We start from the raw sequence: 15,231 nt of genomic DNA, 5'->3' as shown, positions 1-15,231 counted from the left end.
GTCAGGCCTCCGGAGACTGGTCGACCGGAGGATCCGAGGCCGGAGGCGTGTCGGCTTGACCAGGCGTTGTAATCGGCGGCGACGGCAGGCCGATCATGGCGTCCAACTCCTCCATCGTCTGCGCGGCGGCGATCGCGTCCAGCGCCAGCGAATAGGCGACGGCGATGCGCTCCAGGTTGCCCTGGAACGCCAGGAATGCGGTCTGCACCTGGGCAGCGGTATGCGGCATGAACAGGGGTTTGCCGTCATCGTCGACCACGCGTAGCGTCGCGATCCATCCCTCCGGCGCAAACGACGAAGCCGCAGCGGCCATCATCAGCACGTCGAAGTCCGCTGGCGCGGCCAGGTAGTAGTGATTCTCGCCGAGCGCATGCGAGATGAAGCCCTGCTGGCGGCGATGCGCCGCGCTCTCGTTCATCCGTGCGATCGCTTCCTCCCGCACCTGCTGGATAGGCCGCAGCTGCGGTATCGGCTCGTTCAGCTTCGCGAGTTCAGCCGGCGACTTCGGCAATTCCCGTTGCTCCCAGGCCTCGCCGGTCCAAAACCAGGCAAACCCCTCGGCCGGCGTCTCTGGCGGTGGAGCGACCTCGATGCTGCCAGCCGGGAGCAGGTAGACGCCAGGTTCGCGCGGACTCTCGATGGCCTGCGTCATGCCACCAAAGAAGCCGGACTCGGTGAGTTGATAGACGGTTTTCATGATCAGGCCGCGTAGCGAATGTAGAGGGGATAGGCAACGTTGTAGGGTTTGGATTCATTGGCGCCAGCGCCATCGGTCGTGTACCAGTGGAAGTGCGTGCCGGCCCCATCGGTATTGAATTCGTGCTGGTGGTTGCCGTCAGCCGTACTCCCGCGCGACCAGGAGCCGCCCGAATCGCGATAGGACCAGGCACCGACTGGCTGCATCGGCTGGTCGCCGCCGACACCGTGCGAGTGCTGGCCGTTTGCACCTGTCCAGCCGTGGTGCCCGTGCCAGCCTTGGTCATCCGTTCGCCCGCCATGCTGGTGCCAGATGTTGTTCGAGCCTTGCGTCCAGCCCGAATCACGCGACCAGTTGTCCGGATCGTAGCGCTGCGCTCCGAACGTCCACGCGCGCAGGAACAGGCCACGAAGATCGGGAATGCGGAAGTTCGTGCCGTCCGATCCCCAGGTGAACCAGCCCTGCCAGGCAGTATCAGCCCACGTTGCCTCAGTGGTGACAAGGTTCGAGAGCTGCGCGTACTGGAACAGCTCCGGATAGGAAGTGCGACTGAGCATCGCGCCGTTGAGCGGTAGAAACTTTGCCGGGTTGTAGTTCTTCGCGGGAAAGTAGGCGATCTGCCCAACGGACTGCGAACCCTTGACCAGGTTGTCGACATAGGTCTTTAGATCGTTAAGCGCCTGCACCGTTGCGAAATAGTCGGCCGGATGGCCCTCAAGCATCGCGGCATTCAGGTTCACGCAGACCGTGCCGTTGCTGATCGGAATCTGCCCATCACCGTTGCCAGGTTCGTACCCCTGCAGCTTGCGCACGTTGATCTCAAACAGCGCGGCCAGTTCCTGCCATGCGGAGCCGTCGAACTTCTCGAAGCGCGCGTTTGCCGTGCTCCATCGCTTCGCGCCGAGCGGCGTGCCGTCCGGCGTTGCATCGTCGAGCCAGGTCGCGAGCGCGGCATCGTTGTCGCGAATCATTGCGAGCACGCTCGCATAGTCATCCGTCAGGATCGGCTTTCCAAAATCGGCTGCCATGATTAGATTCCTCGCGCTGTCCAGGAGACATTGCCATCGCCCCGATTTCCATCAAGGTCGAACAGGTAGACGAAAAACGATGTGGGATACGGCAAGTCTTCAAATTCCACGGCGTAAAGCACCGGCGCGGATCCGTTCGGCGTGACCACGATGCTCATGACGTCTACGAAATCGGTATTGAAGAAGATCTCGGTGCCGTTCACATCTGCGGCGAAGCAGTCCGCGCGACCTTCATCCGTTTTCCGCTGCACGGCGAGCTTGATGTTCAAGCCGGTGATCAGCAGCAGGCTATTGCTGTCTGCCGGCGCGAAGTCGTAGTGGACTTTGATGTAGCGGAAGCCGGTGATATAAGCCTGGCCCACACCTGGCAGATCAGTCCAGGGATCGACCTCGTCTGCGCGATAGGAGAGCATCGGCACGGCCTCGACCGAAGGGACCACCGTTTGATAAGTAAGCGTTGCCGTGACCGTGGTCGGTGGCTGCACCGCGCCATAGTCGAACACCTGGTCGAAGGTCGCGCCGGTCGCGCTCGGCTGGAAGTACAGCGGATGGCCTGCATCAACCTGGTCCTGCGGCGAGTTCCATCCGTTCGCAACGAAGTGTTCCTGCCAGGTCTGCGGACGCAGGATCGGCGCCCACAGCTTCGTGCCCTCCTGGTAGACATTGGTCGTCTCGATATCTACGAACAGCGAATTCCAGTCATAGCGCAGGACGTAGTCAGGCGGCTGCGTCATCTGAACCGTCACGCTGCGCGGCTCGCCCACATTGCCGGCCGTGTCGCGTGCGCGCACCCAATAGGTGTAGATGCCGGCCGCTTCTTCAAAGAACGTGATCGCGCGACCGTTGCCGACGTTGGCCTTGGCGATCGACGACTCCCAGGTCGCGCCCAGGCGGATCTCGTAGTACTCGATTGGCAGCGTGGTCGCCGCGTTCAGCCAGCGCAGCAGAACGTTGTTCCCCAGCACCTGCGCCTGTAATGACACGGAATCAGGTGGGCGCACCTGCAGCGAAACCGCTGACGCCTGCGAGCGGTTCGTCGCAACGTCGACGGCTACCACGCTGTAGGTGATCTGGCCCAAGGCGATGAGCTTCTCGGAGAACACCGTCGTATAGGCGCTGCCAACAAACGCGCCGTCGCGATAGATGTCGTAGCGATCGGTCGCAAACGATCCCTTCGATTCATCCCAGGTGAGAACGATATCGGGACCAGCGACCACTGCGGCCAGGTTGGCCGGCGCATTGGGCGCAAGCACAATGACATCGATCTCCGCGCGCACCGCGCTGTAGAAGTCCAGGACGTTGTGCGCGCGAATGCCGACCTTCCAGACGCCGGCTTCGCGCATCTCCCACCGATAGGCCGTGGCGTTCAGGAACACCGGCAAGCCGCCCTCCTGAATCGCCAGAACAGCAGCAGCCTGTGGTGCCTCTCCCTCGCTGAGATACTCGACCAGGTAACCGTCGAGATCCAGGTTCGAAACCGGATTCCATTCCAGGCGAATCGAGTAGTCCTCGATGGCATAGACAAACCCGGTAACGTCATAGGGCGGCGTGCTATTGCGCGCGAGCGTGAAACTGATCTCGGCCGCTTGGGTTTGCCGGCCCGAGGTGGTGATGGCGATGACGCGGTACTTCAGCAGCAGGCCTCCATCCTTCGGAATCTCGAGCTGCGACATGCGTAGGATCACCGCCAGCTCGGTCGCGGTCGGCGTGCCGACATTCACCCAGGAACCGTCCTCGGCGAAGCGATCGACGGAGTACCACAGGACCGACGTCTGCGCCGGCCGCTGCCAGGACAGCGTGACGGTCACGATCGGCGTGCGATCGGCGAACGCATAGTCAACGGCGTACACCAGGCCTTGCACCGGCGAGAGCAGGACGTCCCCAGGCGGCCGTCCGTCCGCGCTCGGCTTGTAGGCGGGAATCGGCCCGGTGTCGGCGTGGTAGACACCCGGGGCCTGCTCGACCAGCTCGATCGACGCGGTCAGGTCGTCCCCCGGCGTAATCGCCTTGACCAGGTAGTAGGCGGTCACCGAATCGACGATCCCGAACACCACCAGGTCGCCAGGATTGATCGCCGGAGGAGAGCCGCCCAGGAAGACTTCGTCGCCATCGGTAAAGACCGGCGTCGCCGGCACCACCTGCGAGCCGCCTGGGTAATTTTCGTTGCGCACCCGCACGCCATAGCCCGTAGCACCGGCTTCGACCAGGAGCGCCTCGTCGACGCGGATATGGTTCGCGGCGATGACCTCGAGCACGCGCGCGGGAACGCCCCCCGAGCGCAGCACGTCGTGCGCGAAACTGACCAGGTCGCCGCGCGTGCAAACCAGGTTCTCGATATCGACGCCAATGGTCAGATTCTCGCGGCGCAGCTTCGCCTGCGCGAGGAAGTACCGCCCATCTCGCCAGGCCTGGCCGGCGCGCGTCACGCCAAAGCTCGACACATCCTCGAAGCGCGTCGCGTTGCTGGCGTCGTATCCGTCGTCATAGACGACCATGTCGCGCTGCTGCCAATTCGAGTCCGGATCAATGAACTTCACGCGCAGCGCGTGCGGCAGGTCGGCGTAGCTCTTCGAAACGGAGAACGATGTGGTATTGCGAGACGTGAACATCTGCACCGGCACAGTCCGCTCTTCGTCGATCAGGACGGAGAACTTGCCGTCGCGCATGGTTGGCGTGGCACGGCCGCAGGCCGCGACATTCGAGAGCAGATCCCACACGGTCGAAGTGCCATCGATCACGGTATCGCACAGCGAGTAGGACTGCCCATCTTGCGCGGTGCGCATGCAGTAGTCGTGCCACCGCTGCAATCCATCGATATCGACGCGACCGGCAGAAACAGCGCGCGAGTTGGCCGTGCCGGTCAGGATGTCCCAATAGATGACGGCCGGCGAACGATAGGGACCAACACCGCCCCACCAATCGGTGAGACGCGAGGTCGCGATGCAGTTCATGTTCTGGATTTGGCCGTTGATCTGGTCGGTCGCCTGGATCTCCAGCTCCGCGATCGTGTGCGGTACCTTGGGTGCGACCGGCGCCCGGTAGGTGATGGATTGCAAGCCCTCCCAAAAGCACTCCTGGATCCGCTTATCGTCCGGCGCGGGATCGTAGACCGTGCCGTGGTAGATCGCGATCGCCCACCGGCCCCGCGACGGCAATACGAACTCGAATGAGGCCTGCAGCGGCTTCTGTTCGCTCTTGTTGGTGCCGAACATCACGGAGGCAGTACCGACGTCGAAAGTTCCCCACCCGCGCATGATCGAGGCATTCACCAGGCGATCGCCGGTCAGGTCAATCCAACCGCCACCGGCCTCGTTCTGCATGCGGACGCGGAACGGCACGCGATCCGGCCACAGAGAGCCATTCCCGCCGATGGCATAGATGCCGGCCGGAAACTGCAGGTTGATCACCACCGCATCGGTATCTTCGGCGGTGAAATACGTGCGTTCCTCATATCGATTCAGCGAGGCACCCACGGATGCATAGAACGCATCGTTGGTGTACGCGGCGAGCGCATCCCCGGCCCTAAAACTCGGATAGATGTTCAGACGCGCGCCCTGGTAAGCGCCGATCGGCGTATCCCCAATGCGCCAGTCCTCGGTATCGAGCGGACCATAGCCCAGGTCGTAGACTGCGCGCAGCCAGGAGACACCACCACGCACGAACACCAGCGGCTGCGCCGCGACGCGCGGGTAGATGCGATGGCGCCCATAGACACGCTGTACGCTGCCGTATGGCGTCGCCTGGTTTGACTGGCCCGACATCGAATACGCCGGGTTGTCGGCGACGCCGGTCACGGCGCTGCTCGGCATCGGCGGCTTAAAGATCGCGGAGATGGCAAGCGAGCCGATGGCGGTGATGCCCATTGCGATCGCGCTGGCCGCGATGCCACCGGCCGAAAAGCCCATGCCCACCGAAATGACCGGCGCGGCGTACCAGGCGACGACGGCCACGGCCACCATCGCAATCATGCCCAGGATTCCCTTTCCCTTCTTGCCACCACCGCGCGGGACCACGGCGATCATCACGCGCGTGCCATCCTTCGGACGCACGTAGCGCCAGTGCTCGCGTGGGACGATCGCGTCGCCAATCCAGACGGTCGACAGGTCTGCCTGCTCGGAAGCGAAGCGATCGACCAGCTCGGCGATGGTCAAACCCTCCGGGATCTGCGCTTCGACCTGGTCGCGGGATGACAGCACATGGGGGCGAACGATTAGATCGGCCATCTGTAGAACCCCTCGATGCGGCTGCGCCACGGTTCGCGAACGTACTCCTCGCAGGCGACGCCGCGCCTGTTAAAAATATGCATGAACGTGCCAGGCGACACGATCACGCCGCAGTGGGTGGGCGCTCCGAAAACATGAAAGACGATGACGTCCCCGTTGCGCGTACGCTCGGCCGGCACCCGTAGCCAATCGCGGGAGAACAGACCGATCGCGGCCTGGGCACTTTCGTCCTCGGCATCGAGATAGGCGTCGGCGTAGCTCGGCACCCGTAGCCCGTACTCGCGCAGCAGCACCAGGCGCACCAAGCCCCAACAATCCACGCCGTTTAGATCGCGCCCTTTGTCGGCGAACGGCAGGCGCATGTACCAGGCGAAGTCCATCAGAAGATCCCAGGGAATTCCTCGGGGTTATAGGTGTGGGCGGGAAACTTCGCGTGCATCACGTCCTCATGGGTAAGGTTGAACGTGACCACCTTTGCGTCCCACTCGACCGTGCGCAGCACCAAGTCCTGCACGGCGAACTCGGGCGAGTCCGCGCGCGTCATCGCGATCAACTCCAGGACGCAGGTTGGAGGCACCAGCATCTGGCGCAGGATCGAAACCAGCATCAACTCGACGTTGTCGATCTGCACCTGCAAACCCGGCTGATTTTCCTCGCTATCGGAGGGGAGCAGCACGCGGAACGGATACGCAGTGAACGTCATGCCGCGCGAAACGACGTTCTGCATGTTGTTAACGAGCCGGATGACGCCGCCCTCGACCTCCGGCGTATAGATCGAGAGCAGCCACAGCCAGGCCTGCGGCGTCTCGCTCGCGAACAGCTCCGCAAGCGTTGCGGTAGAGAGCGACCTCATGTCGGGATCCTTTGCCAGGCCAACTCCACGCTGACATTCAGCGGCCCGAGCGTGTCGAACTTGGGCGGCGCCCCGAACCTGAGCACCAGATCCTCGCCGCTCCACGGATGGATGAACTCAAAGTAGTTCACGCCACCAGCGAGCGCCTGGTCGAAGAAATCGCGCAGGATCTCGTATTGCTCGTTGCTCAGGAACATGGTCGCGGTGATGCTGCGGATCGGCGCGGAGTAGCGGCGCCGGACCTTGGGCGGCCCGCCATCCATCTCCGTGCGAATGACCACCGGCTCGTTCTCTTCCTGCCAGTTTTGCACGCAGGATGGCAAGGTCGCCGGCCACGAAAGCGTGACAGGTACGGACATGGCTACCTCCCTTTGCGCGTGAGGCCAAACGACTGCTGCAGCGCGTTGTCATATGCGCCCGAGGAAAGCCCTGAGCGGACGCGCTTGTCGATGAGCACATCGATGACGCGATCGCCGTTCGCCGATTGCCGCTCGGTCACGGAGGCCTGGGAGTCCGAGTTATTGATGACATTGACCTGCACGGACGGACCTTTATCGCCGTTGTTTGTCACGCCGAGCTTTCCATCTGGCCCGCGCGCGAGCGGCATGATGGCCTCGGTACCGGCCTCGCCGGCCAGGCCGATGCCCTTTGCGAACGGGAACAGGATCGGCCCAGGCGTGAGGCCACCATGCGGCCCCAGGATCCCGCCAGCGGCGAACGCATGGACACCCCCGACAAAGGCGTTGCCATCAACCGAAAACAGCGCGGAAAGGAAACCACCGAAGCCGCCACCACCACCGGCCTGCATCGACTTGAGCGAGGCCTTCATGCTATCGATCAGCGGCTGAACGATAAGGATCTGCAGCGTCATCTGCGCGAGATCCCTAAGCACGCCGGTCACCATGTCCCCGAACGCATCGCCAAAGGACTTCGTGCTATCCACCGCATTAATCAGCGTGCCGGCTACCTGTTTGCCATAGCCATCGATCGCGGAGAGCAGCTGCTCGAAGCCGTCAGTGGTCTTTCCGTTGATCAGCTCGTCAACCTTTTGTTTGGCGCCGGCCAAGGCCTGCGCCGCCGCCAGGGACGTATCGCCGGTCTGCGCGATGATCTGCTCCAGGCGGTACCAGTTGTCGATCGCGGCCTCGAGCTGGCCGGCTTGCGTCCCACTCTTCGCCTGTTCCAGGAATTGCGCCTGGGCGGTGATCTGGTCCTGGTAGGCCTTGGTCGAGTCCTCCAGCGCCTGCTTGCGCGCCTTCTCGGCTTCGACATCGCGGTTGATCGCATCGATCAGCTCGGCCGTCATCATGAGCTGGTCGGCCTCGGCCTTCGTGACCTTGATGATTCCCTGCTCGATGTCGTAGGTCAGCTTGCCGACAGCCGTCTCCGCGGTCTCCGGCTGGCTTGCTTTAAACAGTTCCTCGTTCAAGGACTTCAAGCGCCGATCGAAATCAGAAACCTTTTGCGCTGCGCCGCTGGCCTTGCCGCCGAAATCGTCGACGGCGCCGCCGCCTTTTTTGCTCGCGTCGGCCAGGCCTTTACCGATGATGTCCGACACATCGCGCGCCGGGTTTGCCAGGGTGATAAGGGATAGGTTCGCCGCTTGGCCGAGCTTGTCCACGTCGGCGACGTAGGTGCTGAAGATCCCGCTCAGATCTCCGAAGTTGCCATGCACGATCGCGGACGCGGCGTCGCCGATCATGGTCAGCGTGCGGCCGAACGCCTTCAGCGTTGCGACCCCCTTGATGGTGGTGCCGGCTATCCAAAGGATGATCTCGCCGATCTGCTTGCCGGTTTCGCGGAACGCCTCTGCTTGCGAGTTCGCGTCGCCCAGGGAATCGAACAGCTGATTGAGCGCCGGGAGCAGCCCCTGAACGATGTGCAAACCCGCGCTCTGCACGCGCTTGCCCATCAGGTCGATCTGGTCGTTCAGAGCCGCCGCCGCCTTGATGGTGTGGCCGTCGATAACCAGACCCATCGCCTCGGCCTGCTTCTTAAACTCCTCCAGGCCATCGGCCCCGGAGTTCAGAAGCGGGATCAGCTTCGCGCCTTCCTTCCCGAACAGCTCGATCGCCTTGGCGGTTTTCTGCGCGCCGTCCGGCATCTTCGAAAAGCCCTCGGCGAGCTTCGTAAACACCGCGTCGGTGCCTTGCGAGACGTCCTCGGCGGTCACTCCGAAGGCCTGCAGCGCCCTGGTGGACTTGGCCGACTTTTCGTCAAAGCTATCCATCGCGACGGAGAGCTTGCCGATCGCCTTGTTAAGCGTCTCGGCGTCGGTACCGCTCATCTGCGCAGCAAACCCCCAGGCCTGCAGGTTGTCGGTCGACACGCCCAGGCGCTCGCTCGTATCGTTCAGGTTGTCCAGGGTATCGACCAGGGACTTAAACGCGGTGATCACTGTGCCCACGGTGATCGCCCCGGCCAGGCCGCCGACAAACCCCTTCATGGCGGTGAGCGCGGAGCTGGCGCTCTTCTCCAGGCCGCCCAGGGACTTCTCCATCTCCTTGATTTGCGAGATGGCACTCTGCGCGATCTTGGCCTCGATGCTGATAACGCGACGCACGTCTGCCATTACAGCCCCCTACCTTTGAAACCGATGGCAACGGCCGGCACGGCGTTAGCGCCCGCACCGCTGTAGCCTTTCTGACCAGGGATGGCCCCAGGGATCGTGATCCAGCGGAACGACATATAGACGTTGCGCTTAAACGGCGAGAGCGCCTTCTTAACCGTCGCGTGGATGGTTTGGCGTTGCTTGACCAGCGCACGGGTATGGCTGCGCCTGGGCGGTTTCACGCCGCGCTTTCGCATGGCCTTGCGCATCTTTGCCTCTTCCTTCACCAGCTGATTAGTGCGATCGACTGTCCGCAGGTCCACCCAATCGGCGCCGACCGGCGAATAAAAAACCGCGCGCCGATAGGGAGTTATCGGACCGAGCAGGCGGACGTAGGTACCTGGCCCAGGGTGCGCGCGGAGAAACTCACCGATGCTGGCCGGCGAGATCCGAACGTCATGCCGGCCGCCTTCCAGATACCGGCCCCATACCTCGATGCTGGCGCGAGCGGTACCGGAGCGCGCGCGCACGGCAGCCTGCAGCGCGGAGTACGCGGCCACCACCGCGCGCTCGACGTCCGCAGCGTCGTAGAGGTTGAACTTCCAGTTGCGCATGGCACCGGAGGCCGCGTCCAGGAACGTCGACTCGCGCGAGTCCACGAACACCACGGTAGGCGCTCGCTTGATCGACTCCAGCTCCTGGTGCTCCTGTACCGCTACCTGGCGGAGGATGGTGCGGAGATCTTCCGGGAGCGCGACGACGGCCCATTTTTCGAGGTTGGTGACCGTGCCGGCGTTTTTGAGTTCAAGCGTTGCCATGTCTCCAGCTCCCGATCGAGGCGCACGATGACGTCCCAATAAAGGTCCAGCGGCGCGCTAAAGGCGGCGCACCAGGTGGCGACTGAGGAAAACGGAATGCGGCCGCGCGCGTTGCGATCGGTGGCGCAATCGCGATAGCAGGCCAGCAGTGAAAGATCGGCCGGTTGCAGCTCCGGCTGGTTGTCCAGCGCATCGATGCGCCGGCCGCGCGCCTGCAGCGCCTGGAGCTGCTCCAGGTGCGGCCCATACTTCGCCAGCCAGATCAGCGCGGCCGTCAGGCGTTTCCCGCTTGCTCCGTCTCGGCGTCCTGGAAGTTGCGCACGTCCTGCGCCTCGGCCTCGATGACCGGGAACAGCTCCGGAACTTCCTTCATCACCATGACGAAGTTCTCCGGTGTGAAGGCAATGGTCTGTCCGTCCAGTTCGCAGCCACGCCAGGCGACCACGATGGTCTCCGCGTAGACGCGGTAGGCGGCCTCCTGACCCTGTTCCACCGGCCGCTTGCCGTTGAACCGCTGCGCCTCTTGGCTGCGCGCTGCCTCGCGGCGCACGGCCTCCAGATAGGGACGATTGGTAGGACCGGCGCGACGCACCGTGACGAAGAAATCGTCTGCGATATTTACCTCGACACCGTCGGCTTCCTTCTGGCGGTTGCCAGTGATCTTGCGCAGTTCCATACGAGTCTCCCAAAAGAAAAGCGCGCCAGGCCTTGCGGCGCGGCGCGCGAGCACAAATCGTTGTTTGATCAGACGAAAGACACGGCCTGCGACTTTTGCACCAGGTTGTAGGTGGCGGTCACATTGACGACCTCGGCGGCGGTATCGGTGACGTTGACCGTTGCCGTGCCATCGGCTGCGGTATTGGCACTCACCGGAGCCGGCAGCGCCGTTCCCTTGTCCACGGAGAACGTCAGCGGCACGCCCTGCATCGGATCGCCGTTCTGGTCGCGCGCGGTGAACCGGACGGTATTGATGGCGACGCCATCGGCCGCCGCGTTGTTCGTGACGACGGCCCCATCGATCGTGGTAACAGCCGGCACGAACGGCTCCGGCGAGCGCGTGATGATCATCTGCGTGCCAGTCACCGGATCCAGCAGCGCCTGGCCCACGGCCTCGTAGACAACATCCGCGCCGGTGCCGGTGGCATCCGCGTTCGCCTGCGAAAGCTTCACGCGCGGGAACTCGAACTCGTACCAGTTCGCCGGCTCTGCGGTGTCAACCAGCTTGAACGAGATCGCGATCGCTTCCTGGTCGAGGAGCATCTGCAAGAGATCGTTGTCACTGAAGTACAGCGAGAAGTTCAGCGACACCTCGGCGCGGCCGAGCACCATCTCCTTAGCGCCCAGGAACCCGATGCACTCGACGGCCCGGTTGTTATTCGCCAGGTTGACGACCATGTTGGAAAAGCATTCGGTGGTCGCGACTACGCCAGCGAGCGTGATATCGGTCACCGTTGGCGCGGCCATCACCGGGTTGTAGGCGGGATCGATGCAGGTCGCACCAACGAGCGGCGCCTCGTCGGGATCCATCGATTTGCCGAGCACGGAGAATGTCCCCGTAATGACGGCGTTCGGTGCGATGTTGAGCGAGAAGCCGTCGACGATGGTGCCAGGCACGCGGTGGTAAAGCTCGGTGGTGCCAGGATCGACCGGGAGATATTTCTCCAGCGTGGCCGACAGCAGCGTCTTGCCGACCTGGATCGAATCAGCCTCCCAGGTGTTGCACATAGCCATCGCCAGGAACAGGTTAAGCCAGTGCTCGTAGGCCAGCTCGAAAGGGATATCGCCGCTCACCGAGCCGCCGGTCAGGATCAGGTCGGTCACGCCCCGATTCGGGTTCATCTCGTTGGAGTTGGTGGTGGTCGGCGCGAAATTCACAGACTCGCCAGTAACGCGCATCACCTGGAATTCAGGGTTTGCAGGCGTCACGCCATAGGCGTCCTCGGGAACAAAGGCCAGGCGGACCAGATCAGCGGAGAGCGGCATGGCAGCACCTCATCAGGTAGAAGCGATCGAATCGAACGCGTATTCACACGGCACCACCAGGTCGGCCCAGTTTCCGCTATCGCTAGGCGAGAGCGTCGGAGAGTCGATGGTGACGAAACGGAAATGGGCAATGCGGGTTTGCAGGAGCGCCTGCGTGATCTGGTCGGCCAGCGCCGTTGCAGCGGCGTCCCCGGTGCCCGAGCGCGTGATGCAATGCACGTCGACCTGGCCCGTTTCACGAAAGCACCCAGGCGAGCCGATCGAGACGCGCTGGCGCTGCGATTGCACGAACTCCAGCGTCACCCAGGCATCCGGACACTTGCCGAGATCGACCTGCGTATCGACCGTCTCGATGTAAGGCGTCGGCGCAGCAGCGGCCGGCACGATCTCGCGAAAGATCGCGCGCACGGTTTCTGACGACATGGCGCTACCCCCTGACGATCGGCTTGTGGAACACCACCGTGTCGCCGTCGAATGACGGTCGCGACCACTGCACCGTATAGACGCGGCCACCGACCTCAATCGTGTCCAGGTGCAACAGACCGTCGACGCCAGCCGCCGTGAACGGCGCAGCCTGCAGGACGATCTTGACGTCGCCCTGCTGTGCGCCATTGACCAGGTCGGAGGAGGAGAGGCCGATGAACTTGCCGCGCGTGACCACTGTCTGCGCCCCGCGCCGCCAGGTCATCTGCGCGCCAAATGCCTGCAGGAGCTGCGCTGGCAACGAACCGAGCATGCTCATGGCGACACCTCCAGGCGCTCGGCCACCACCGCGCCGCCGAACAGACGATCGCGCAGGCGGTAGCTATCGATTGCAGCGGCGCCACGGCCGAAGGCCCGCAGCTGCTCCGGCATCGCACCGGAACCACCACCGAACGATGTGCCGTCCAGGGACGCACCCCCGAAATCCACCGCGCCTACGTCCACCACCGAGATCTTCTTTGCGGCCGACAGGTTCATGGCGCCACCCGCGCCCTCGGCCTGGCTGGCCGGCTGCTCATTCCACTGGCCGATCAAGGCGTCGGTAAAGGCATCGACCAGGTCGGCGGGCATCGGATCGAAGCCGCCGTCATAGACGACCTCGACGTTGGCGAACCACCATTCGCCCAGGATCGGCTCGGTCGGCCGGATCACGCCGTCGAACTCCGACACCGGCACACCAGGCAGATCGGCCGCGTCGACGTCCGTGAGCGACACCAGTGCGCGAATCGGAGGGTTCTGCACTACGATCGGCCAGCGGCCATCGGCGCGCGATTCCCTCCACCGGCCAGGCAGCAACGAACGCATGCAGTACCGCTCGGCGATCGCGATCAGCGCGAGTTCCTTGGACGTCATCCAATCGAGCTGCGCCTGGCTCGGGTTGGTGATGCCGAGCAGCGCGAATACCAGCGCCGGATCGACAATCAGTCCAGGAGGAGTGGTAGCCATTACTTGTTCCTCCGGTTGTTCTTGCGCATCTTGTTTGGCGGCTCCTCCTCCATGCGCACGCGGCGCGGTCGGCCAGGTCCGCGCTTCGCAGGGGGCGGTTCCGATTCCTCGGCCGGCGCAGGCGCTGGCTTCGGTGCTGGCTTTGGCGCAGGCGCCTCGGCCTTCTTTGGAGCAGGAGCTGGGTCCGGTTCGCCCTTGCGAGCCAAACCCCGCGCGATGAGCTGCTGCGCGTTGAATCCGTAAGCCTCGAACGAATCGCCTGCCTTCAGGTTCTGGCCTCGGAACTGGTAGGCCTTGGTAGCAATCAAGCGCATAAGCAAAACGGCCAGGTTTCCCTGGCCGTCCTCATGTTTATGGTTTTGGAATTGCTGCAGAGAGCGCGGCGATTACGGCCCCACTACCACCAGTGTGCCCTTCACAAAGGCGTTAGGCGCGTAGACGGCCAGCGCCAGGCGCTCCTCGGCGCGGATCGTGACCAGGTTCTTGCGGAAGTTGTCCGAATCCTCGGTCGACACCTCCACGGTTGGCGCCTGCCGATCGAAGATCTGCGAGCCAATGCGGAACGCACCGACCAGGAACCCCCCCTGATCCATCGACACCGTGTCGACCACCGGCAAACCCCAAAGGATCTGCGGCGACAGCGACTGCGGATTGGCGAACAGGTACGAGTTGTCGGTGAGCTTCAGCAGCTCGATCGCGCACCAGTCGGCCGGATGCAGGACGATGCCGGTTGCGCGGTAGTTCGCCAGCCGGATCTGCAGCATGGCCTCGCGAATCTGGTCGACGTTCGACGTCGCGGTGCCAGTCGCGACCTGCGCCTGCGGCATGATGCCGAGCAGGTTCTGGCCGAGGCCATCGCCGTTCAGCAGCTGATCCTCCTCGACCAGTGCCAGGCCGTAGCGCAGGCGCGCATCGATATAGCTCGAGAGCTGCGGCGCGTCGTCCAGCACCTGCACCGTTGCCAGCATCCAGTGCGCCAGCGTGCGGACGTTCGCCGTTTTCTCTTGCAGCGAGATGTCCGACTGCGGCTTCGGTTGGCCTTCGGCGACCGGCGCGGCCATGTTCTGGAACGCCAGCTCCTGGACGTAGTCGATCGCGTTCGAGGTCGTGCGACCAGGCGCGATCAGGTCGCGGATGGTGAGCTGCTGCTGCGGTGGGTACTGGATGCCAGGCACGCGCATCGGCTCGATCGCAGCGCCGGCCGAGGCCGGATCGCTCGAGATGGTCGTAACGGCCTTCAGCTCGATCTTGCCGGTGCGGCCACCCTTGGCCTCCACAAGCCGCTTCCAGCCATCAGACTCGATGACCTGCTCGCCCCAGGACTTGCGCTGCCCAGCGGCGCCAGCGTAGGACGTGCGAGCGGCGAGCTTCTGCTCGACCTCGATCAAGCGAGCCTGCAGTTTGAGGCCGTCCGAGGAGAGCTGCTCGAGCTTGAGCTTCACCTCCTCGGAGACGGTCTTGCCCTGGCCGATTTCCTCCAAGGCCTTTGCGCACATGGCCTTGATTTCCTCGTCGCGCGCCTTGATGGCTTCCATCAGCTCGGTGAACTTGGCAACGTTCTCGCCGCGCTCCTGGACTTCCTTGATGCGGCGGTCGCGGTCAGCGCGCGACAGCTCGCGTTCGATGATGGCATGCATGGTTGTGCCTCCG

At 63.6% G+C, this 15,231-nt stretch carries 15 protein-coding genes; all 15 read right to left on the bottom strand.

All coding sequences use genetic code 11. From position 1 onward, the window contains the following. Position 1 precedes the first annotated feature (1 nt). Positions 2-697, bottom strand: coding sequence for a hypothetical protein (locus tag J8I34_RS05980; protein WP_209805594.1), 696 nt, complete (start codon positions 695-697; stop codon positions 2-4). Between the two features lie 2 nt (positions 698-699). Beyond that, entirely contained in the window at positions 700-1,725 is a 1,026-nt protein-coding gene (locus J8I34_RS05975; protein ID WP_209805593.1) for a phage tail protein, read from the bottom strand. Positions 1,726-1,727: 2 nt separating this feature from the next. Next, the gene (locus tag J8I34_RS05970) at positions 1,728-5,948 is read right to left on the bottom strand and encodes a host specificity factor TipJ family phage tail protein (protein ID WP_209805592.1); all 4,221 of its coding nucleotides are present in this window, start codon (positions 5,946-5,948) and stop codon (positions 1,728-1,730) included. Next, complete coding sequence (locus J8I34_RS05965) at positions 5,936-6,328, bottom strand: NlpC/P60 family protein (protein ID WP_209805591.1); 393 nt, start codon at positions 6,326-6,328, stop codon at positions 5,936-5,938. Before J8I34_RS05965 ends, J8I34_RS05970 begins: the two co-directional genes overlap by 13 nt. Next, the gene (locus tag J8I34_RS05960) at positions 6,328-6,801 is read right to left on the bottom strand and encodes a DUF1833 family protein (protein ID WP_209805590.1); all 474 of its coding nucleotides are present in this window, start codon (positions 6,799-6,801) and stop codon (positions 6,328-6,330) included. The genes J8I34_RS05965 and J8I34_RS05960 overlap by 1 nt, the downstream gene beginning before the upstream one ends. Beyond that, complete coding sequence (locus J8I34_RS05955) at positions 6,798-7,160, bottom strand: hypothetical protein (protein ID WP_209805589.1); 363 nt, start codon at positions 7,158-7,160, stop codon at positions 6,798-6,800. Before J8I34_RS05955 ends, J8I34_RS05960 begins: the two co-directional genes overlap by 4 nt. Positions 7,161-7,162: 2 nt before the next feature. After that, the gene (locus tag J8I34_RS05950; protein ID WP_209805588.1) at positions 7,163-9,373 is read right to left on the bottom strand and encodes a phage tail tape measure family protein; all 2,211 of its coding nucleotides are present in this window, start codon (positions 9,371-9,373) and stop codon (positions 7,163-7,165) included. Further along, entirely contained in the window at positions 9,373-10,170 is a 798-nt protein-coding gene (locus J8I34_RS05945) for a hypothetical protein (protein ID WP_209805587.1), read from the bottom strand. Before J8I34_RS05945 ends, J8I34_RS05950 begins: the two co-directional genes overlap by 1 nt. Then, positions 10,068-10,388, bottom strand: a complete 321-nt coding sequence (locus J8I34_RS35730; RefSeq protein ID WP_500784422.1) for a phage tail assembly chaperone — start codon at positions 10,386-10,388, stop codon at positions 10,068-10,070. Before J8I34_RS35730 ends, J8I34_RS05945 begins: the two co-directional genes overlap by 103 nt. A 56-nt stretch (positions 10,389-10,444) precedes the next feature. Beyond that, positions 10,445-10,846: a phage-derived protein YdaY family protein gene (locus J8I34_RS05940; RefSeq protein ID WP_209805586.1), complete on the bottom strand. Its 402-nt coding sequence runs from the start codon at positions 10,844-10,846 to the stop codon at positions 10,445-10,447. 68 nt (positions 10,847-10,914) lie between these two features. Continuing rightward, the gene (locus J8I34_RS05935; protein ID WP_209805585.1) at positions 10,915-12,153 is read right to left on the bottom strand and encodes a phage tail tube protein; all 1,239 of its coding nucleotides are present in this window, start codon (positions 12,151-12,153) and stop codon (positions 10,915-10,917) included. 12 nt (positions 12,154-12,165) lie between these two features. Next, positions 12,166-12,576 (bottom strand): hypothetical protein, encoded by a 411-nt coding sequence (locus tag J8I34_RS05930; RefSeq protein ID WP_209805584.1) that lies wholly within the window; start codon positions 12,574-12,576, stop codon positions 12,166-12,168. 4 nt (positions 12,577-12,580) lie between these two features. Next, positions 12,581-12,895, bottom strand: a complete 315-nt coding sequence (locus J8I34_RS05925; protein ID WP_209805583.1) for a hypothetical protein — start codon at positions 12,893-12,895, stop codon at positions 12,581-12,583. Next, positions 12,892-13,581, bottom strand: a complete 690-nt coding sequence (locus J8I34_RS05920; RefSeq protein ID WP_209805582.1) for a hypothetical protein — start codon at positions 13,579-13,581, stop codon at positions 12,892-12,894. The genes J8I34_RS05925 and J8I34_RS05920 overlap by 4 nt, the downstream gene beginning before the upstream one ends. Before the next feature lie 386 nt (positions 13,582-13,967). Beyond that, the gene (locus tag J8I34_RS05915) at positions 13,968-15,218 is read right to left on the bottom strand and encodes a phage major capsid protein (protein WP_209805581.1); all 1,251 of its coding nucleotides are present in this window, start codon (positions 15,216-15,218) and stop codon (positions 13,968-13,970) included. Positions 15,219-15,231 lie beyond the last annotated feature (13 nt).

The sequence above is a fragment of the Cupriavidus phytohabitans genome (genome assembly GCF_017815025.1).
Taxonomy (GTDB): domain Bacteria; phylum Pseudomonadota; class Gammaproteobacteria; order Burkholderiales; family Burkholderiaceae; genus Cupriavidus.
Note: the sequence above shows the minus strand (reverse complement) of the source record. Positions and strands in the feature narration are given on the sequence as shown.